Source organism: Nocardioides thalensis (genome assembly GCF_013410655.1).
Classification (GTDB): domain Bacteria; phylum Actinomycetota; class Actinomycetes; order Propionibacteriales; family Nocardioidaceae; genus Nocardioides; species Nocardioides thalensis.
Genome location: NZ_JACCFP010000001.1, coordinates 621,302 through 641,202 on the forward strand (window position 1 = coordinate 621,302; position 19,901 = coordinate 641,202).

Sequence of the window (19,901 nt, forward strand, 5' to 3'; positions counted from 1 at the left end):
AGAGCTCAGACCTTCCGGGTCACCAGGCGGGCTTGTCAGCGATCAGGTCGGCCTCGGCCTGCTCCTCGGGGAGCACGATCCGGATCTCGCCGTCGATCCACTGCTGGACCATGTGGGCGCTCTGCGGCCGACCGGCCTCGTCCCACGACAGCGGGCCGACCACGGTCTCGACCTCGTTCTCGTGCAGCCAGTCGATCATCGTCTGGTGGCACTCGGGGTCCTCGAGCGCGGACTCCGCGCAGTCGGCGGCCTCGACGGCGGCGGCGAGCACCTGGCCGGTCGTCCAGGCGTTGGCCTGGTCCTCCGACGGCGCCTCGCCGTAGGTGTCGGTGTAGAACTCGACGAACTCCTGGTTGGACGGGTACTCCGCCTGCGGCGTGTAGCCGGTGGGGGCGAGGATGCCCTCGGTCTTGCCGCCGATCGCCTTCTCGAACTCGGGCTCGGTGGGAGCCGTCGAGAACGCGGCCATCTTCGGCTGGTAGTCGAGCTGCTGGAGGGCGAGGATCAGGTTGACGGCGTCCTGGTACTGCGTGCCGCCGATCACCATGTCGGCGTTGCTGTCGGCGATCTTGGCCGCGATGCTGTCGAAGTTGGTGGTGTTGGGCGGGTAGACCTCGTCGACGACGATCCGGATGCCCATCTCGTCGAGCTTGTCGCGCAGGCCGTAGGCCGTGCCCATGGCGAACGGGTCGTCCATCGACGCGACCGCGACGGTCTTGGGCCGCTCGTTGGCCGGCATCTGCTCGATGTAGTCCGCGAGGTGGTTGTAGTGGTCGTCGGCCACGGCCGGCGCCGCGTAGAAGAGGTTCTCGAAGCCCTGCTCGAAGACCTCGGGCGCCGCGCCGGCGGGCTCGATGAACACGAAGCCGTAGTCCTGGGCGACCTGCGCCGCCGGGATCACGAGGCGGGTGGAGAACGGGCCGACGATGAGGTCGACGCCGTCCTGGTTGATCAGCCGCTCGTAGTCCTGCGCGACCCGCTCGGCGCTGGACTGGTCGTCCAGGATCTCCAGCTCCACCTGCTTGCCGAGCAGGCCGCCGTTCTCGTTGGTCCACGCGGCCCAGGCCTCGTAGCCGCGCTGGATGCCCTTGCCGGGCTCGGCGTAGTCGCCGGTCAGCGGCAGCGAGATGCCGATGCGGATCGTGTCGTCGTCTTCTGCGTCGCTCTCCCCGCCGCCGCTGTCGATGCAGCCGGTGAGGGCGAGGCTGCTGACGAGCGCGAGGGCGGAGAGACGGAGGCTGCTCGGGAACTTCATGACACTCCTCGTGGAGGTACGGCCGGTGGGGCGTAAGCGCTTTCGTAAGCGCTTTCGGCTACTCTAAGCACGACCGCTCGGATGTGGCAAGGGTCACTTCCGGACATCCAGGACCACGGGGAAGGGGGCCGTCGCCGTGTCGAAGCAGGGAGGGGCGCTGCGGCTGCAGGACGTCGCGACCGCAGCGGGTGTGTCGATCGCGACGGCTTCACGCAGCCTGTCCGGAGCGCCCGGAGTGAGCGAGTCGGTGGCCGAGCGCGTGCGCGAGGTGGCCCGCCAGATGGGCTATGTGGCCAACCTGCACGCGCGCAGCCTCGCCGCGGGGACCTCGCGGTCCGTCGGCCTCGTGGTGCACGAGATCGGGGACCCCTACTTCGCCGAGATCGCGAGCGGCGTGCTCCGCGTCGGCGCCGACGAGGGACTCACCGTGCAGATCTGCCACACCGGGCGCGACCCCGAGCGCGAGCTGGACCAGATCCGGACGCTCGTGGCCAACCGCGTCGGGGCGATCGTCGTGGCCGGGTCGGGATTCGTCGATCCCGCCCTCCAGAACGCGGCCCGCACGGACCTCCAGGCCTACCGTGAGGCGGGCGGCCGGGTGGCGGTGATCGGCCGCCACCACCTCGGCGTCGACGCCGTCCTGCCCGACAACGTCGCCGGCGGTCGCGCCGTCGCCGAGCACCTGCTGGGACTCGGTCACCGGCGCATCGCCGTCGCCACCGGCTGGCAGGGACTGACCACGATCGCCGACCGCCTCGCCGGCGTCGCCGAGGCGTTCGCGGCCGAGGGACTCGACTTCGCGGACGTGCCGGTCGTCGAGGTGGCGTTCACCCGCGAGGGCGGGAAGGTTGCCGCCGAGCGGATCTTGGCCGATCATCCCGACGTGACCGCGGTGCTCGCACTCAACGACGACATGGCGATCGGGGTGCTGTCGGCGCTCCGGTCCCGCGGCATCGCGGTGCCGGAGCGGATCTCGGTGACCGGTTTCGACGACGTCGCGGTGGCCCAGGACCTGGCGCCGTCCCTGACCACGATCCGGCTCCCGATGAGCGAGATGGGCGCGCTCGCGCTCGAGCTGGCGCTGAAGCCGCCCGCCGGCAGGCCGCGGCGCCGTACGACCGGGCACGAGCTGGTCGTCCGCGACTCCTCCGGGCCGCCCCCGGCATGACGGCCGCGCCGCGGGTGCTGGTCGCACCGGACAAGTTCAAGGGCTCGCTGGATGCCGCGGACGTCGCGGCGGCGGTGGCGCTCGGCATCGGGCGCGTGGCGCCCGGGGCCGTCGTCCGCTGCCTGCCGGTGGCCGACGGCGGCGACGGCACGCTCGCCGCCGCCCTCGCCGGCGGGTTCGAACGGGTGCCGGTCGAGGTGGCCGGGCCGACCGGTGAGCCGCACCTGTCTGCCTTCGCGCGGAGCGGTGACACCGCGGTCGTCGAGATGGCCGACGCGTGCGGGCTCGCGCTGCTGCCTCCCGACGCCCTCGCGCCGCTGACCGCCTCGTCGCGCGGGCTCGGCGACGCCGTCGCGGCGGCACTCGAGGCCGGCTGCCGCGAGATCGTCATCGGCATCGGCGGCAGCGCCAGCACCGACGGAGGCAGCGGGATGCTGGCCGCGCTGGGCGCCCGCGCGCTCGGGGCGGACGGTACGCCGATCGCCGACGGGGGCGCCGCGTTGGCCGACGTCGCCGACCTGGACCTCGCTGGGCTGCACCCGGGTCTCCGCGAGGCGCGGGTCGTCGTGGCCTGCGACGTGGACAACCCGCTGCTCGGGGCGCGCGGCGCCGCTGCTGTCTACGGCCCGCAGAAGGGCGCCGGCCCGGCCGACGTCGCGCGGCTCGAGGACGCCCTGGCGCGGTGGGCCGACGTCGTCGGCGCCACCACCGGGCAGGATCTCCGGGACGCCGCCGGGGCAGGAGCGGCCGGCGGCGTCGGGTTCGCGGCGCTCGCCGTCCTCGGCGCGGAGCTGCGTCCCGGCATCGACCTCGTGCTCGACCTGGTCGGCTTCGACGAGGCGGTCGCCGGGTGCGACCTCGTGGTCACGGGCGAAGGCGCGCTCGACGAGCAGAGCCTCAACGGCAAGGCGCCGATCGGAGTCTCCACGCGGGCGCGCGCCGCCGGTGCCGAGGTCGTTGCGGTGTGCGGCCAGCTCTCGCTCGACGACGCCGCCCTGCACGGGGCGGGCATCGCCGCGGCGTACGCGCTGACCGAGGTGGAGCCGGACGTCGCCACCTGCATCCGGGAGCCGGCGCCCATCCTGGAGCGGCTCGGGGAGCGGATCGCGGGACGGCACCTGTCCTGACCGCGGCGCGGGCGACTTCCGCTGGGATTCGGGCGGGCGCGGCGCCGCGCCGTACCCTTTTCCCGTCATGAGCACCGCACGCACGTACGAGGTCCGCACCTACGGGTGCCAGATGAACGTCCACGACTCCGAGCGCCTCGGCGGGCTGCTCGAGGAGGCGGGGTACGTCGCCGCTCCCGAAGGGGAGCAGGCCGACGTCGTCGTGTTCAACACCTGCGCCGTTCGTGAGAACGCGGACAACAAGCTCTACGGCAACCTCGGGCACCTCGCGCCGATCAAGGCGAAGCGGCCGGGGATGCAGATCGCCGTCGGCGGCTGCCTCGCGCAGAAGGACCGCGCCACGATCACGAGCAAGGCGCCCTGGGTCGACGTCGTGTTCGGCACCCACAACATCGGCTCGCTGCCGGTCCTGCTGGAGCGCGCCCGCGTGCAGGAGGAGGCGCAGGTCGAGATCCTCGAGTCGCTCGAGGTGTTCCCGTCGACGCTGCCGACCAAGCGCGAGTCGGCGTACGCCGCCTGGGTGTCGGTGTCGGTCGGCTGCAACAACACCTGCACGTTCTGCATCGTGCCGAGCCTGCGCGGCAAGGAGAAGGACCGCCGGCCGGGGGAGATCCTCGCCGAGATCGAGGCGCTGGTCGCCGAGGGCGTCTCGGAGATCACGCTGCTGGGGCAGAACGTCAACAGCTACGGCGTGGAGTTCGGCGACCGCCAGGCGTTCTCCAAGCTGCTCCGGGCGTGCGGCGAGATCGACGGCCTGGAGCGGGTGCGGTTCACCTCGCCCCACCCGGCGGAGTTCACCGACGACGTGATCGCCGCGATGGCCGAGACCCCCAACGTGATGCCGTCGCTGCACATGCCGCTCCAGTCGGGCTCCGACCGCGTGCTCAAGGCGATGCGCCGCTCCTACCGGCAGTCGAAGTTCCTCGGCATCATCGACCGGGTCCGCGCGGCGATGCCCGACGCGGCGATCACCACCGACATCATCGTCGGCTTCCCCGGCGAGACCGAGGAGGACTTCCAGGCGACGCTCGACGTCGTGCGCGCGGCGCGGTTCTCCGGCGCGTTCACGTTCCAGTACTCCAAGCGCCCCGGCACCCCGGCCGCCGTGCTCGACGACCAGGTGCCGCCGGAGGTCGTGAAGGACCGCTACCAGCGGCTGGTGGACCTCCAGAACCAGGTCTCCTGGGACGAGAACCGCGCCCAGGAGGGCCGCGTGCTCGAGCTCCTCGTCTCCGAGGGCGAGGGCCGCAAGGACGCCGGCACCGGACGGATGTCGGGCCGGGCGCCGGACAACCGGCTGGTGCACTTCAACGCCGGCGGGGTTTCGAGGCTCGGCGCTGGGGCGCCTCGCACCTCAACCAACGGCGTGCGCCCCGGCGACATGGTCACCGTCCGGATCACTCGCGGCGCGCCCCACTACCTCGAGGCGGACGGCGACGTGCTCGACGTCCGCCGTACCCGCTCCGGCGACGCGTGGGAGCGCCGCACCGCGGAGCCGACCCCTTCCGCCGTCGGGCTCGGCATGCCGGCCGTCGGCGTCCCGGCTCCGCTGCCGGACGCCCCGGTCTGCGGCTAGCCCCTGGACTGCCGGCCCGCCTGTGGAGGGCGGGTACGCCGGGTTCACCTGGGTGCCAGCCTGTCGGGGTGTCCCCGTTCCTGCGCCCCGATGCCCCCGGCCTCGAAGACATCCTCGCGGACGGCGCCGTCGCAGTCCTGGCCGAGCGCGGTGCCGCCGGCCTCAACCTCGCGGCGGTCGCGCGCTGGATGGGCGTGACCAAGCAGTCGCTGAGCCAGCGCCTCGCCGACCCGGCGGGCGCGCGCCACCGCTTTCTGCAGCTGACCGTGCTCACGTACGGCGACCGGTGGTTGGCCTGGACCCGGGCAGCATGGGCGGAGGACCCACCGATGCCCGCCCTGCCCGCGACGGACGACGAAGTGCTCGGTGTCCGAGTCTGGTCGGGCCTGGCCGAGCTTGCGCGCGGAGAGGCTGCCGCCGGCAACCCCGACCCCGCCGCCGCGGTGTCGGCGGTGCAGTCGGAGGAGCGGGAGATGACGCGGCATCGACTGAGCACGTGGATGCGTGCGTATCCGGACGACGATGACGTCACCGAGCTGTGCGCGTTGGTTGACGGCCTGCGGCTGGGGCTGGCGGCTCTGGTGCCGGATGTCTCCCTCGACGTGGCTCGGCGGGTGGTGGCGCGGCGGTTGCAGTCCGTGCGGCCGGCTGCGCCGCGGTACTCACGGTTCAAGCAGCAGAGACGAGGGAGCGTCGCGGTTGGTCGCGCGCGGGCCGGCTGACGGTCACGCCGCGTGATGTGCCTTGACTGACGTCAGTCAAGGCAGGAAACCCGCCGCCCGAGCGCGGCGACCGAGCCCAAGCGGCCTCTCTCGTGCCCAGCCGTCTGAACCGCAACCACCTGCGACCTCGCACCTAATCGGCACCGGCCGTTGAGGCCGGGATCAGGCCGGCGACTCCTCGTCCGGCCTCGGCTCCGCCTCACCCTTGGTCGCCTGGGTGTCGGTGTCCTCGGTCTCCTCGAGCTCTTCCTGCACGTCGTCCGGTACCGGTGGCTCGGTCGCCGGCACCAAGTCGCGCGGCAAGGGATGGTCGCCGGCCGTCGCCGCGCCGTCACCGCCGACGCCGCCGATCGCGTTCGGGCCGCCCGGTGGTGGCTGGGGCGGCTCGACCGTCGGGGTCGGCCGCTTCGTCTCGTCGCTCATCGCTCCCCTTCCTCACGTCCTGGACAAGAGGTAGCCACTCGGCCGGATCGCAACCGGCTGTGGCGCGGTCAGAAGCCGAAGTGCGTCAGTGGTGGGAGGGTGCCCGCCCGGAGTCCCTCGAGCACGACCAGCTCGTGCGGCACGACCGGGTCGGGCAGGTCATCCAGCCGGAACCAGCGCAGGTCGGCGCACTTGGCCGGCTCGACGATGCGCGGCTCGCCCGACCAGCCGCGGGCGGTGAAGAAGAAGTCGACCCGCTCGTCGATCGGCAGGTCGCGGGCGGTGCGCTGCATGGCGGTGGCGAAGCGGAGGTCGAGGTCGTCGACCGCGATCTCCTCGCGGCACTCGCGACGGGCGGCGTCCTCGGCGGTCTCGCCGCGCTCGACGTGGCCGGCGCCAGCGGCCGCCCAGTGCTCGTCCATGTAGCCGGTGCCGCGCCGGAGCTGGAGCAGCACCTCGGTGGCGGCGTCCCCGCCGGCGTGCGACTCCCTCAGCAGGAAGACGTACGCGGCGGGGACGATCGCGAACCGGAGCTTGCCGGTAGCGGGGTCGTGGATCGACAAGCTCAGCTGATGTCGTCGTTCTTGCCGTCGAGACCGTCGAGCGCGTCCTTGGCCTTGTCGACGCCGACGTCGACCTTGTCGCCGAGACCGGTCTTGTCGCCGATCAGGTCGCCGGCCTTGTCGAGGCCGTCGCCGATCTTGTCGCCCTGGCTGTCGACGGCGTCGGCCAGCTTGTCCTTGGCGTCATCGAGAAATCCCACGAGAAGTTCCCCCTTGCTGGTGGCGGCGACCCCGGTGGGCCGCTCACGCGACACCCTATTGCCGTTGGGAGACTGGGGGCCATGACCGTCCCGCCGATCGTCGCGCTCGTCGGCCCGACGGCCGCGGGCAAGACGGCGTTGTCGCTCGACCTCGCGGAGCGCCTGGGCGGCGAGATCGTCAACACCGACGCGATGCAGATCTACCGCGGCATGGACATCGGTACGGCGAAGCTGCCGCCCGCCGAGCGGCGCGGCATCCCGCACCACCTGCTCGACCTCCTCGACGTCACCGAGCCGGCGACGGTCGCGGAGTTCCAGGGCTGGGCCCGCGCGAAGATCGCCGAGCTCCGCGCCCGCGGCGCGACGCCGGTGCTCGTCGGCGGGTCGGCGCTCTACACCCGCGCGATCGTCGACCGCTTCGACTTCCCCGGCACGGACCAGGAGGTGCGCGCGCGGCTCGAGGCCGAGCTGGCAGAGGTCGGCAGCGCCGTACTGCACCGCCGGCTGGCCGAGCTCGACCCCGTCTCCGCCGAGCGGATCGAGGTCGAGAACGGGCGCCGCGTCGTGCGCGCGCTCGAGGTCATCGAGATCACCGGCATGCCGTTCAGCGCCCGCCTGCCCGAGCAGGTGTACGCCGACCCGCGCACCGTGCAGGTGGGGATCAGCATCGACCGCGATCTCCTCGAGTCGCGCATCGCGCAGCGCGTGGACGAGATGTTCGAGGCGGGCTTCGTCGACGAGGTGCGGCGCCTGCTCGACGTCGGGCTCGCCGACGGTCGCACCGCGGGCCGGGCGATCGGCTACCAGCAGGTGATGGCGCACCTCGCCGGCGAGCTGACCCTCGACGAGGCGCGCGAGCGGACCGTGATCGCCACCCGGCGCTTCGCCCGGCGCCAGCTCGCGTGGTGGCGCAACGACCCGCGGATCACCTGGGTCCGCCACGACGACCCCGACCGGGTCGAGCACGCCCTCGCCGCCATCGGGGTGGTCGAGTAGCCACCGGTGGGGTCTCGATACGCCGGAGCCCCAGGGGGCTCCGGCTACTCGACCAACCTGTCACGGCTTGTCGAGACTCCCGCAGGTTGGTCGAGTAGTCCGAGCCGCTAGGCGAGGACGTATCGAGACCCCTCCACCGAGCAAGAACGGTCAAGCGGCCCCGGCCGGAGGCGGGCCACACTGAGTCCATGACCTCCCGCGACCGACTTCGCGAGCTCCTCGACGCGGTGCTCGACGAGGACAACCGCACGCTCGGGGACATGGCCGGCGACGCGTACACCTCGCCGTACCACTTCAACCGGCTGCTCTCCCGCGGCGCGGGCGAGGCGCCGGTCGCCATGCGGCGGCGGGTGATGCTCGAGCGTGCGGCGTGGCGCCTGCGCGAGGGCGGCACCGTCACCGACGCCGCGTGGGAGGCCGGCTACGAGTCGGTCGAGGGGTTCAGCCGTGCGTTCAGCAGGGCGTTCGGGCACACCCCGAGCACGCCCGCCGGCAGCCACTGGCTGCCCGCCCCCAACGGGATCCACTTCCACCCGCCGATGTCGCTGTGGGTGCACTCGACGGAGCAGACGATGAACCCACTGACCGAGCAGCTCGTGCAGCACGACCTGGACGACACCCGGCACCTGATCGACGTCGCGAAGGGACTGAGCGACGAGGACTACCGCCACGAGCACTTCGCCGGCCACACCGTGCTCCGCTGGGACGGCGAGGACTCCTCCATCGCCAAGACCCTCGAGCACCACGTGTTCACCAAGGAGGTGTGGCTGGCCGCGATCGAGGGAGGCGACTTCCCGGAGCACCCGGCCGACCCCGACCCCGGCGCGCTCCGCGACCGGCACGACGACGTCGCCGCCCGCTGGCTCGCGTTCGTCCGTGACCTCGACCGCCGCGGCGCGTGGGACGACCGGCTGGTCGACGCGCTGTGCGACCCGCCGGAGAGCTTCGTGATGAGCAGCGTGGTCGCGCACGTGCTGACCTACGCGGCCCACCGTCGCCAGCTGGTGCGGCAGATGTTGCGCGCGACCGGCGTCGAGACAGACCAAGGAGACCCGATCAACTGGCTGCGCGAGCTGCGCGGCGAGACCCCCGGAGAGGACGCCCGATGACGAAGCTGACCTACTACACCGCCACCACGCTCGACGGCTTCATCGCCGACCCCGACGACTCGCTCGACTGGCTGCTGCGCCAGCCCAACGACCAGGGCGGCGCCCTCAACTACGACGACTTCATCAAGGACATCGGCGCGATCGTCATGGGCTCGACCACCTACGAGTGGGTGATGCGCCACGAGGACGGCAAGTGGTCCTACACGATGCCCGCGTGGGTGATGACCACCCGCGACCTGAAGCCGCCGACGACCGACGGCGCCGACGTGCGGTTCGCGTCCGGCGACGTACGCCCGGTCTACGAGGACATGGTCGCCGCCGCCGGCGGCAAGGACCTGTGGGTCGTCGGCGGGGGAGAGCTCGCCGGCAGCTTTGCCGACGCCGGGCTGCTCGACGAGGTCGTCGTGTACGTCGCACCGGTGGTGCTCGGCGCGGGACGGCAGATCTTCCCGCGCCGGCTCGACCTCGAGCTCCTCGAGACCGCGCAGAACCAGGCGTTCGTCGCCTCCCGCTACCGCGTCGTCGGCCCGCTGACGGAGGACAAGGCCAGCGACACCTGACCCGGCCTCTCGACGGATCAACCACCCTGGGTGCAAGGTGGGGGTCACCCTCATCTCGGGAGGACCCCCATGTATCGCCTTGCTCGATCGACCGCGCCCGCAGCGGCTGGCGCCCTCACCCTTCTCGCCTCGCTGCTCGGCGCGGGCCCCGGCAGCTCCGCGGCCACCCCGGTGGTCGAGGAGGCCGCGGCCCCGGTGGTCGAGGAGGCCGTTTACGGCCGTCACGAGACCCCGCCCGCCACCCCGGCCGCCGACCCGCCACCCAAGGCCCCGGTCGCCGTCGGCCGCGGGGGCGCCGTCAGCTCGGTCGACCCCGACGCGTCGCGGATCGGCCTCGAGGTGCTGCGCGACGGCGGCAACGCCATCGATGCGGCCGTGGCGACCGCGGCGGCGCTCGGCGTGACCGAGCCCTACAGCGCGGGCATCGGCGGTGGTGGCTACTTCGTCGTCTACAACGCCCGCACCGGCCGGGTCGCGACCATCGACGGTCGCGAGACCGCCCCGGCCGCGATGCAGCCCGACGCGTTCATCAACCCCGAGACCGGTCAGCCCTACCGGTTCTCACCCGAGCTCGTCACGAGCGGCGTCTCCGTCGGCGTGCCCGGCACCCCGGCCACCTGGGACGAGGCGCTCGACCGCTGGGGCACGCTGTCGCTCAGGCGCGCGCTCGCCCCGGCGGCCGACCTCGCCCAGAGCGGGTTCGTCGTCGACGAGACGTTCCGCCTCCAGACGCAGGAGAACGCCGAGCGCTTCCGCACGTTCACCTCGTCGGCCGACCTGCTGCTGCGCCACGGCGTGCCCGCCGTCGGCAGCCGGTTCCGCAACCCCGACCTCGCCCGGACCTACCGTCAGCTCGGCCGCAAGGGCGTCGACTGGCTCTACGAGGGTCGGCTCGGAGCCGAGATCGCCCGCACCGTGCAGAGGCCTCCGGTCAGCGGTGCGACCGACCTCCCGGTCCCGCCGGGCAGCATGACGCGCGCTGACCTCGCGGCCTACGAAGCGCTCCGGCAGCGGCCGACGCGCATCTCCTACCGCGGGCACGACGTCTACGGCATGGCGCCGTCGTCCTCGGGCGGCACCACCGTCGGGGAGTCGCTCAACATCCTCGAGCAGTACGACCTGTCGTCGATGGCCCCGGAGCAGGCGCTCCACCACTACCTCGAGGCGACCGCGCTCGCGTTCGCTGACCGAGCGGCGTACGTCGGCGACCCGGCGTACGTCGACGTACCGACGCGCGCCCTGCTCGACGACGACTACGCGGCCGAGCGCGCCTGCAACCTCGACCCCGATGCGGCGGCGCCGAAGCCGGTCGCGCCCGGCGACGTCACGTCCTACGACGGGGAGTGCCCGGCGGCCTCGGGCGCTGCCGTCACCGACGACAACCAGGGCCGGTCGACGACCCACCTGACCACCGCCGACCGGTGGGGCAACGTGGTCGCCTACACGCTGACGATCGAGCAGACGGGCGGATCGGGCATCGTCGTGCCCGACCGCGGCTTCATCCTCAACAACGAGCTGACCGACTTCACGACCGTCTACGACGAGGACGACCCCAACCGGATCCAGCCCGGGAAGCGGCCGCGCAGCTCGATGTCGCCGACGATCGTGCTAAATGACGGCAAGCCGGTGCTCGCGCTCGGCTCCCCGGGCGGCTCGACGATCATCACCACCGTCCTCCAGGTGCTGATGAACCGTCTCGACCTCGGGATGTCCTTGCCCAGGGCGGTCGCCGCGCCGCGCGCGACGCAGCGCAACACCGCCAACGTGGTCGCGGAGCAGGCGTTCATCGACGCGTACGGCGCCGCGCTCGAGGCCTACGGGCACACCCTCGTGGTGGCCGGGGCGCCCGGCACCAGCGCGTCCGAGATCGGCGCGGTCGCCGCGATCGGGATCGGTGCCAAGGGCCGGATGACTGCGGTCGCCGAGCCGACCCGGCGCGGTGGCGGCTCGGCGATGGCCATCCGCCCCCTCGGTTGACCCTCACCTACCCTTGACGAGTGACCACCGCTGCGCCGTACCCGTTCCTCAAGGGGCACGGCACCGAGAACGACTTCGTGGTGCTGCCCGACCCCGACGGGTCCGTGCACGGCGAGCTGTCGGCCGAGCGGGTGCGGGCGCTCTGCGACCGCCGTGCCGGCATCGGGGGAGACGGCGTGCTGCGCGTCATCCGCGTCGACGCGATCGAGGCGGGGCGCGGCCAGGGCGCCGAGTGGTTCATGGACTACCGCAACCACGACGGGTCGCTGTCGGAGATGTGCGGCAACGGGGTGCGGGTGTTCGGGCGCTACCTCGCGCGCGAGGGCCTCGTCGACCCGACCCGCCCGGTGCCCGTCGCAACCCGCGGCGGCGTGAAGACGCTGACATTCGCAGGTGGTGCGGCCGACGGCAAGATCACCGCTGACATGGGGGCTCCCGAGGTCTTCGGTTCCTCCGACGTCTCGGTCGTCGTCGAGGGCGAGAAGCGCACCTGGCCGGCCGTCCACATCAGCATGGGCAACCCGCACGCGGTGGTCTTCCTCGACGAGGGCGCGTCGCTGGCCGACGTCGGCCCGCTCCACGACGCCCCGCTCCACGACGAGGGCGTCTACCCCGACGGGGTCAACGTCGAGTTCGTCGTACGGCGCGGGCCGGCCCACGTGGCGATGCGCGTCCACGAGCGCGGCGCCGGCGAGACCCGCTCCTGCGGGACCGGCGCCTGCGCGGTGATGGTCGCGACGGCCCTCGCCGACGACGCGGGCCGCGGCACGCCGTACCGCATCGACCTGCCGGGCGGCACCCTCTCGGTGACCTGGACCGACGACGACCGGATCCTGATGACCGGCCCCGCCGTGCTGGTCGCGTCGGGGACGACGGCGCTCTAGCTGGTCGCGGCCGGCGCCTTCGGCCGGCGTCGTACGGCGCCGCGCACGAGCAGCCACGTCGGCACGCCGATCAGCAGGCCGATGCCGGCGAACGGCAGGAGGTTGCCGGCGCGCTCACCGGTCCAGGTGCCGAACGCCTTGAGCCCGTCCCACCCGTCGGAGAGGCCGGCGACGAAGCCGCTCTCGTCCTCCTCCTTCTCGGTCCTCGGCTCCTCGGCCGTGCGCTCGATCGAGACGGTGATGGTGGACATCGAGGTCTGGTCCTGCAGGTAGGCCTGGCGCTGCTCGAGGGAGTCGAGGTCGGCCTGGCGACGGGTCAGCTGGGTCTCGATCGACATGATGTCGCGGATGCTCTGCGCGCGGTCGAGGAGCACCTCGATGCGCTGGATGCTGCGCCGCTGCGCGCGGATCCGCACCTGGTTGTCGATGACCTGGGTGGTGACGTCCTCGGACGTCGAGCTCGACGACGTCAGGTCGGCGGCCTGCTCCAGGTCGGCGAACGCGGCATGGAACTTCTCCGCCGGCACCCGGATCACCATCCGCGCGTGCCGGACCTCGCCCTCGTCGTCGGTGCTGGTCTTGTGGTCGGTGATCTCGCCGCCGTGCTCGTCGACCACCTGCTGCACGTCGAACGCCGCCTTCTCGACGTCCTTGCTCTCCAGCGCGACGTTGCCGGTGGAGATGATCGCCTTCTCCACGTCGGGGGCTTCCTTCGGTGCGCCGGCTGCGTCCTCGGCGACGAGCCCGTTGCGGGCCGCGCTCAGGTCGCCATCCTGCTCCGACATCGGGACGTCGCCGGCGAGGGAGCCGCCGGCGTCGGCCGACGACTCGTCGCCGCCGGAGCCGCCGGCGCCGGAGCACGCCGCCAGAGCGAAGAGCGCCGCCGCGGAGGCCGCGGCCGCCGTACGACGTGAGGACAGGAACCGGGGGAGTGACGACGGGGAGGTCATGGGAGAGGGACGGGCTCCGTCCGCGACGGGTTCCCCACTAAGAACACGTTCCGATAACGGTCGCTATGGTGCGGCGCATGGAACTCACCGGATCCTCTGCCATCGTCACCGGCGGCGCGTCGGGCATCGGCGCCGCCTGCGCCCGCCAGCTCGCCGCCCGCGGCGCGACCGTCGTGGTCGCCGACCTCCAGGCCGACAAGGGCGAGGCCCTCGCCGCCGAGATCAAGGGCGTCTTCGCCCAGGTCGATGTCACCAACACCGAGCAGATCGCGGGCGCGGTCAAGGCCGCCGCCGACATCGCCCCGCTGCGCGCGGTCGTCAACTCCGCCGGCATCGGCTGGGCCCAGCGCACGATCGGCCGCGACGGCACCGTCGAGTCGGCCCACTCGCTGGAGGCGTTCACCAAGGTCGTGGCGATCAACCTGATCGGCACGTTCGACATGGTGCGGCAGGCCGCGACGGCGATGAGCCAGAACGAGGGCGACGCCGACGGCTGCCGCGGTGCCATCGTCAACATGGCGAGCGTCGCCGCGTTCGACGGCCAGATCGGCCAGGCGTCGTACTCCGCGTCCAAGGGCGGCGTCGTCGGCATGACCCTCCCCGTCGCGCGCGACCTCGCCGCGGCGGGCATCCGCCTCAACACCGTGGCCCCCGGCCTCATCGACACCCCGATCTACGGCGAGGGCGAGGCGGCCGAGGCGTTCAAGGCCAACCTCGGCCAGAACGTGCTGTTCCCCAAGCGCCTCGGCACCCCCGACGAGCTCGCCTCGATGGTCATCGAGTGCCTCACCAACTCCTACATGAACGGCGAGGTCATCCGCGTCGACGGCGGCATCCGCATGCCTCCACGGTAGTTGGATTGGACGGCAGCGCGTCGCCATCGACCGCTCGCGCGGGGACTCGCAAGCTCGCCCCGCGCTTCACGTCCGATGCCGCTTCGCGGCGGGCGACACGCTGCCGTCCCGCAGTCGAGGCCGTATCGGTGCGCGCTTGCTTGGCGGCCAGACGCCGTTCACTCGACATTCCGTCCAGCATCGGAAGCCGGTCGCCAGGCGTCGATTTCCTGTGGACCTGTGGCGTTGTTCGACAGCACAGGGGAGCTGCGGCTCGGCAGGCGCTCCACCATCGTCGGCGGCCTGTCCGCCGGCTTCGTCCCGGCGGCGGCGCTCCTCGGCCCGAGCCTGATCCGGCGCGACGACGAGATCGTCACCGGCGCCCGGAGCGGCGAAGTCACCACCAGTTCCGCCGTGGTGTGGTCGAAGGCGCCCAAGGAGGGCCGGATGATGGTCCGGCTCACCAGCGGTGGCCGCAGCCGCGTGGTCAAGGGCCGGTGGGCGACGCCCGAGACCGACCTGACCCAGCGGATCCACCTCCAGGGGCTCGCGCCCGGCCGGGAGTACGACGCCCGCGTCTGGTTCGAGAGCCCCGACGGATCGCGGAGCGCGCCCACCGACCTCAGTTTCTCGACCGCGCCGATCCACGCCGCGGCGCAGTCGATCGTCTGGAGCGGCGACACCTGCGGCCAGGGCTGGGGCATCGACCGCGCCCGCGGCGGGCTGTGGACCTACCGCGCCATGCTCCGGCTCAAGCCCGACCTCTTCATCCACGCCGGCGACACGATCTACGCCGACGAGCCGATGACCGAGACGGTCGCGCTCGAGGACGGCTCCACCTGGCACAACGACCTCACCGACGCGGTGGTGAAGGTGTCGGAGACGCTCACCGAGTTCCGAGGCCGCCACGCCTACCCGCTGCGCGACGACAACGTGCGTGCGTTCTACGCGAAGGTCCCCACGGTGGCGATGTGGGACGACCACGAGACGTGCAACAACTGGTGGCCCGGCGAGGTGATCACCGATTGGCGGTACGACGAGCGCCGGGCCGACGTCCTCGCCGTACGCGGACGCCGCGCGTGGCAGGAGTACCAGCCGGTCCCCGTGCAGCGGATGGTGCCTGCCGACGGCGACGGATTCGTGGCGACCCGGCTCTACCGCAAGGTCCCGCGCGGCCAGCACCTCGACCTGTTCTGCCTCGACATGCGCAGCTGGCGCGGCCCCAACGGCGACACCGACCCGTCGGTCGCCCACCAGCGGGTGCAGGCCGGGCTGCTCGGCCGCGACCAGGAGCGGTGGCTGATCGAGTCGCTGCGCACGTCGACCGCGACCTGGAAGGTGATCGTCGCCGACATGCCGCTCTCGGCGCCGACCAACCGGGTCACCGACCTCGACGGCTACGCCAACGGCGAGGACGGCCGCCCGATCGGCCGCGAGCCGGAGCTCGCCCGGATCCTGGCGGCGATCAAGCACCACGACATCAGGAACGTCGTGTGGCTGACCGCCGACGTCCACTACACCGCGGCGTACCACTACTCCCCGGAGCGGGCGAGCTTCACCGACTTCGAGCCGTTCTGGGAGTTCATCTCCGGCCCGGTCGCCGCATCGCCGTTCTGGACCAAGGACGCCGACCTGGACAAGACGTTCGGGCCCGAGGTCGTGTTCTCCCAGGGCGAGGACGAGGTCGGCAGGCTCGACATCGCGCCGACGTCGAAGAACCAGTACTTCGGGCACCTCCAGCTCTCCGCCGCGGGCGAGCTGACGGTCACCCTGCACGACGGAAGCGGCGCGGCGCTGTGGCGGAGGACCCTCGAGCCGGCCTCGTAGGTCACGTGACCTACATCTCATTTCGTCGTTGACGCAGGCAACCATCCCGAACGGAGTTGCCTGTGGCCGAGCCGTCCCCCCACGGCGGTGGCACCCGCCCGATCGACCTTTCCCTGTCCAGGCGCAACGTGCTGCGGGGTGCGGCCGCGGGCGCCGGCCTGGGGGTGTTTGCCTCGGCCGGTGGCGCGATCGCGGTCGCGCTCGGCGACGACCTGCCGCGCTTCCTGTCCGACGCCGACCGCAAGCTGCTCGCCGCGGTCGTGGACCGCGTCGTGCCGGGTCCGCCCGAGGACCTGGTCGCGGGCGCCGTACAGGCGGGGTGCCACGAGGCGATCGACGCGCTGCTCGCCGCGTTCCGCAGCGACCCGCCGCGGATCTTCGCCGGCGGCCCGTTCTCGGACCGCGGCGGGCACCCGGTCAACCAGTTCGACGACTTCCTGCCGCTCGATGCCTACGAGGAGAAGGCCTGGCGGCTGCGGATCGAGGGCGCGCCCGGCGTCGACGGCTTCCAGCAGGTCTACCAGCGCGGCCTCGCGGCGCTGCGGAAGTCGAGCCCGACGTTCGCGCTGCTTCCGGGCCTGGTGCGCGACCTGGCACTCCGCACCACCAGCAACCCCGACATCGCCGCGATGCGCGACCTCGCGGTGACCCACACGCTCGAGTTCTTCTTCGCCGCCCCCGAGTACGGCGGCAACCGCGCCCTGCGCGGGTGGCAGGCCGTCGACTTCGACGGCGACGTGCAGCCGCGGGGTTACACGCGCGAGGAGGTCGAGGACCCCGAGCCCGAGATGCTCCCGCTGCTCCCGCCGTCGCTGGGCGACCTGCTCGACGCCACGGTCGCCCCGCTGCTCGGCAACCTGACCGACACCGTCTCCGCGCTGTTCACCGCCCTGGCCGGGGGTACGGCGGAGCTGCCGCGCGCCGCCGCGGCGGCCGCGCCCGCGTTCCCGCTGGCAACGACTGAAGGGCTCGCCGGCCTGACCGCGGCCGGCGACGACAACGGCGCGCTCCGGGAGGCGCTGGCCGAGCTGCTCGCGCCGCTGAAGAACGCGGGCTCGGAGCAGAGCCGCCGGATGGCCGACCTCCACCGCCGCGCCGCCGAGCTGGCGGCCGAGGCCCGCGGAGGTGCGGAATGAGTCGCGAGGCCGTCGTCATCGGGTCCGGCGCGGCCGGCTCCGTCGTCGCTTGGGAGCTCGCCAACGAGGGCTGGGACGTGACCATCCTCGAGCGCGGCAAGAACCTGCGCCCGGGGCTCGGCGAGGTCCCGAGCAGCGAGCTCGGGACGACGTACGGCAGCGACGAGCTCAAGGGCGCGCGCAACTACGGCTTCCCCGACCCGATCCTCGAGCCCTACACGACCCGGACCCAGACCGACGCCAAGAACGGCGTCGCCCGCACCGCGAGCGGCTCGTTCGGCCAGCTCGGGGCGGCGGTGGGCGGCACCTCGCTGCACTACAACGCGAAGACGCCGCGGTTCTGGAAGCAGGACTTCAGCATGCTGTCCGACCACGGCCCGGTCGGCGGCGCGCAGGTCGCCGACTGGCCGATCTCCTACGACGACCTCGCGCCGTTCTACGACCTCGTCGAACAGCGGGTCGGCGTGCAGGGCGACCTGTCGGCGATGCCCGCGCGCACCCTGGAGCAGGCGCCGCGCACCGGTGGGTTCGTGATGCCGCCCAATCCGGCCGCGAAGTCCGCCACGATGCTCGCCCAGGCGGCACGCCTGCTCGGCTGGTCGCCGTACCCGTTCCCGGCGGCGGTGAACTCCGAGACGTTCGACGGCCGCCCGGCGTGCAACTCGTGCGGCATGTGCTCGGGCTTCGGGTGCCCGATCAACGCGCGCGGCGACGCGCTGGTCTCGTTCCTCAACCCGGCCCTGCGCACGGGACGGGTGCGGGTGATCGCGCGCGCCTTCGTCGACCGGATCAGGATGTCCGGCGACGGGCGGCGCGCGGTCGCGGTCGAGTACCGCACGGTGACGGGGGAGCGGAGACAGGTCCCGGCGTCGACGGTCGTCGTCGCCGGCAGCCCCATCAACACGGCCCGGCTGCTGCTGCTCTCGGCCGACGGCAACCACCCGACCGGCCTCGGCAACTCCTCCGACCAGGTCGGCCGCAACCTGATGTTCCACAACTTCACCCAGGGCGCGAGCGTCTACCCCTACGACATGAGCCCGCTGCGCTCGCAGTCGTCGTCGTACGCCGTCGACGACCTGATGGGCCCGTTCACGGGCCCGGAGGTCAAGGCGCTCGGGTTGCCCTACATCGTCGGTGGCGTGATCCAGGTGGGCGGCGGCTCCGCGCCGCTCCAGCTGGCCAAGATGCTGGGCGCCTACCTCGGCTACGGCCTGCCGCTGAAACAGGTGCTCAAGGTCGGCACCCACACCGGCATCGTCGGCTCGCAGCTGGTGCAGCAGGACCTGCCGCAGGCCGACAACCGGGTCGACCTCGACCCGGACATGCGGGACCTGCACGGCACGCCGGCCGCGCGGATCACCTACTCGCCGCACCTGCACGAGATCGCCGGGTCGGTCTACCTCGGCGCCCGGCTCGAGGCGATGCACCTGCTCGCACCGGGCGCGACCGGAGCGCTGATCCTGCCCTACCCGATCCTCAACAAGGGCGCGACCTACACCGCCCACCTGGCCGGTACGGCGCGGATGGGCACCGATCCGAGCACCTCGGTCTGCGCGCCGTCCGGCCGGCTCCACGACGCCGACAACGTGTACGTCGCGGACGCCTCGACCTGGCCGACGTACCCCGGCTTCAACCCGACCCTGACGATCATGGCCAACGCGTGGCGCATCGCGCGCGGGCTCGCGACCAACCCGGGAGAGTGACGATGAGCCTGACCCACCGCAACGTCGGACGCCGCGGCTTCCTCGGCCTTGCCGGTGCGTCCGGCGCCGCCGCGCTCGCCACCGCGGCCGGACCCGTCTTCGCGGACGAGGTCGCTCGCCGCCCCCACCGCGTCGTGGTCTTCACCCGTACGGCGGGCTTCCGGCACAACTCGATCACGGTCGCGATCGCGACGCTGAAGGAGCTCGGCGCCGCGAACGGCATCGAGGTCGTCGCCACCGAGGACCCGGCGTTCTTCACGCCCGAGCAGCTGCGGACGCTGACCGCTGTGGTGTTCGCCAACACCACGGGCAACGTGCTGACCGACCCGGGGCGCGCGGCGCTCCAGGACTTCGTGACTGCCGGCGGCGGGTGGATGGGCGTCCACGCCGCCGCCGACACCGAGTACGACTGGCCGTTCTACACCGAGCTGCTCTCCGGCGGCCGCTTCCTGTGCCACCCGCTGCTCAACCAGCGGGCCACGCTCGTGCGGGAGTCGGCGACCCACGTCTCGACCGCCCACCTGCCCGAGCGGTGGACGATCCCGACCGAGGAGTACTACTCGTTCAAGACCAGCGTGCGCGGCACCGCGCAGGTGCTGCTGAGCATCGACGAGAAGACCTACCTCCAGGACCCCAACACCAGCTGGATCCCCTCGGCGTCGCCGCCGTACCTCCCGACGTTCGTCAGCGGCCGGATGGGCGACCACCCGATGTGCTGGCAGCGCCCGGTCGGCAACGGGCTCTCCTGGTACACCGCGCTCGGCCACATCCCCGCGCTCTACTCCAACCCCGCCTACCGACAGCACCTGCTCGGCGGGCTGCTGCGGGTGAGCCGGCACGGGCGGTCGCGCCTGCCGGTGTAGCGCGACCGGTGGTCGAGGAGGCCGTTTAC

At 72.5% G+C, this 19,901-nt stretch carries 19 protein-coding genes; 14 read left to right on the top strand and 5 right to left on the bottom strand.

Features of this window, described 5'->3' with window-relative positions; translation table 11 throughout:
- Window positions 1-19: 19 nt before the first annotated feature.
- Window positions 20-1,255, bottom strand: coding sequence for an amino acid ABC transporter substrate-binding protein (locus HNR19_RS03040; RefSeq protein WP_179666514.1), 1,236 nt, complete (start codon window positions 1,253-1,255; stop codon window positions 20-22).
- A 136-nt stretch (window positions 1,256-1,391) separates the two neighbouring features.
- Between HNR19_RS03040 and HNR19_RS03045 the strand changes: the two genes are divergently transcribed.
- The 4 genes from HNR19_RS03045 to HNR19_RS03060 all read left to right on the top strand — a co-directional run bounded on the left by HNR19_RS03045 (window position 1,392) and on the right by HNR19_RS03060 (window position 5,848).
- A complete protein-coding gene (locus tag HNR19_RS03045; protein ID WP_179666516.1) occupies window positions 1,392-2,423 on the top strand; it encodes a substrate-binding domain-containing protein in 1,032 nt (343 codons plus the stop codon).
- Entirely contained in the window at window positions 2,420-3,550 is a 1,131-nt protein-coding gene (locus HNR19_RS03050) for a glycerate kinase (RefSeq protein WP_179666518.1), read from the top strand. Before HNR19_RS03045 ends, HNR19_RS03050 begins: the two co-directional genes overlap by 4 nt.
- Window positions 3,551-3,617: 67 nt before the next feature.
- Window positions 3,618-5,126 (top strand): tRNA (N6-isopentenyl adenosine(37)-C2)-methylthiotransferase MiaB, encoded by a 1,509-nt coding sequence (miaB, locus tag HNR19_RS03055; RefSeq protein ID WP_179666520.1) that lies wholly within the window; start codon window positions 3,618-3,620, stop codon window positions 5,124-5,126.
- 68 nt (window positions 5,127-5,194) lie between these two features.
- The gene (locus HNR19_RS03060; RefSeq protein WP_179666522.1) at window positions 5,195-5,848 is read left to right on the top strand and encodes a TetR/AcrR family transcriptional regulator; all 654 of its coding nucleotides are present in this window, start codon (window positions 5,195-5,197) and stop codon (window positions 5,846-5,848) included.
- A gap of 162 nt (window positions 5,849-6,010) precedes the next feature.
- On the opposite strand, the gene HNR19_RS03065 is transcribed toward HNR19_RS03060, so the two are convergent.
- The 3 genes from HNR19_RS03065 to HNR19_RS03075 all read right to left on the bottom strand — a co-directional run bounded on the left by HNR19_RS03065 (window position 6,011) and on the right by HNR19_RS03075 (window position 7,034).
- Entirely contained in the window at window positions 6,011-6,271 is a 261-nt protein-coding gene (locus HNR19_RS03065) for a hypothetical protein (RefSeq protein ID WP_179666523.1), read from the bottom strand.
- A 68-nt stretch (window positions 6,272-6,339) separates the two neighbouring features.
- Complete coding sequence (locus tag HNR19_RS03070; protein WP_218910130.1) at window positions 6,340-6,834, bottom strand: NUDIX hydrolase; 495 nt, start codon at window positions 6,832-6,834, stop codon at window positions 6,340-6,342.
- A 2-nt stretch (window positions 6,835-6,836) separates the two neighbouring features.
- Complete coding sequence (locus tag HNR19_RS03075) at window positions 6,837-7,034, bottom strand: Rv0909 family putative TA system antitoxin (protein WP_179666525.1); 198 nt, start codon at window positions 7,032-7,034, stop codon at window positions 6,837-6,839.
- Window positions 7,035-7,115: 81 nt separating this feature from the next.
- Between HNR19_RS03075 and miaA the strand changes: the two genes are divergently transcribed.
- The 5 genes from miaA (at window position 7,116) to dapF (ending at window position 12,560) form a co-directional block, all read left to right on the top strand.
- Complete coding sequence (gene miaA, locus HNR19_RS03080; protein ID WP_179666527.1) at window positions 7,116-8,030, top strand: tRNA (adenosine(37)-N6)-dimethylallyltransferase MiaA; 915 nt, start codon at window positions 7,116-7,118, stop codon at window positions 8,028-8,030.
- A 188-nt stretch (window positions 8,031-8,218) separates the two neighbouring features.
- Entirely contained in the window at window positions 8,219-9,139 is a 921-nt protein-coding gene (locus HNR19_RS03085) for a helix-turn-helix domain-containing protein (protein ID WP_179666529.1), read from the top strand.
- Window positions 9,136-9,699 (top strand): dihydrofolate reductase family protein, encoded by a 564-nt coding sequence (locus HNR19_RS03090; protein WP_179666531.1) that lies wholly within the window; start codon window positions 9,136-9,138, stop codon window positions 9,697-9,699. The genes HNR19_RS03085 and HNR19_RS03090 overlap by 4 nt, the downstream gene beginning before the upstream one ends.
- A 69-nt stretch (window positions 9,700-9,768) precedes the next feature.
- Window positions 9,769-11,676 carry a gamma-glutamyltransferase gene (gene ggt / locus HNR19_RS03095; protein ID WP_179666533.1) on the top strand — a complete coding sequence of 636 codons (1,908 nt, stop codon included), beginning with the start codon at window positions 9,769-9,771 and terminating at the stop codon, window positions 11,674-11,676.
- A gap of 20 nt (window positions 11,677-11,696) precedes the next feature.
- On the top strand, window positions 11,697-12,560 hold the full coding sequence (gene dapF, locus HNR19_RS03100; protein WP_179666535.1) for a diaminopimelate epimerase: 864 nt from the start codon (window positions 11,697-11,699) through the stop codon (window positions 12,558-12,560).
- On the opposite strand, the gene HNR19_RS03105 is transcribed toward dapF, so the two are convergent.
- Complete coding sequence (locus HNR19_RS03105) at window positions 12,557-13,510, bottom strand: DUF4349 domain-containing protein (RefSeq protein WP_179666537.1); 954 nt, start codon at window positions 13,508-13,510, stop codon at window positions 12,557-12,559. The two genes, dapF and HNR19_RS03105, sit on opposite strands and share 4 nt — an antisense overlap.
- A gap of 77 nt (window positions 13,511-13,587) precedes the next feature.
- Between HNR19_RS03105 and HNR19_RS03110 the strand changes: the two genes are divergently transcribed.
- The 5 genes from HNR19_RS03110 (at window position 13,588) to HNR19_RS03130 (ending at window position 19,872) form a co-directional block, all read left to right on the top strand.
- Window positions 13,588-14,364, top strand: coding sequence for an SDR family oxidoreductase (locus HNR19_RS03110; protein ID WP_179666539.1), 777 nt, complete (start codon window positions 13,588-13,590; stop codon window positions 14,362-14,364).
- 219 nt (window positions 14,365-14,583) lie between these two features.
- The gene (locus HNR19_RS03115) at window positions 14,584-16,170 is read left to right on the top strand and encodes an alkaline phosphatase D family protein (protein ID WP_218910131.1); all 1,587 of its coding nucleotides are present in this window, start codon (window positions 14,584-14,586) and stop codon (window positions 16,168-16,170) included.
- Window positions 16,171-16,232: 62 nt separating this feature from the next.
- Window positions 16,233-17,306 (top strand): gluconate 2-dehydrogenase subunit 3 family protein, encoded by a 1,074-nt coding sequence (locus tag HNR19_RS03120; RefSeq protein WP_179666541.1) that lies wholly within the window; start codon window positions 16,233-16,235, stop codon window positions 17,304-17,306.
- Window positions 17,303-19,009 (top strand): GMC family oxidoreductase, encoded by a 1,707-nt coding sequence (locus HNR19_RS03125; RefSeq protein WP_179666543.1) that lies wholly within the window; start codon window positions 17,303-17,305, stop codon window positions 19,007-19,009. The genes HNR19_RS03120 and HNR19_RS03125 overlap by 4 nt, the downstream gene beginning before the upstream one ends.
- Window positions 19,010-19,011: 2 nt before the next feature.
- Window positions 19,012-19,872, top strand: a complete 861-nt coding sequence (locus HNR19_RS03130; RefSeq protein ID WP_179666545.1) for a ThuA domain-containing protein — start codon at window positions 19,012-19,014, stop codon at window positions 19,870-19,872.
- Window positions 19,873-19,901 lie beyond the last annotated feature (29 nt).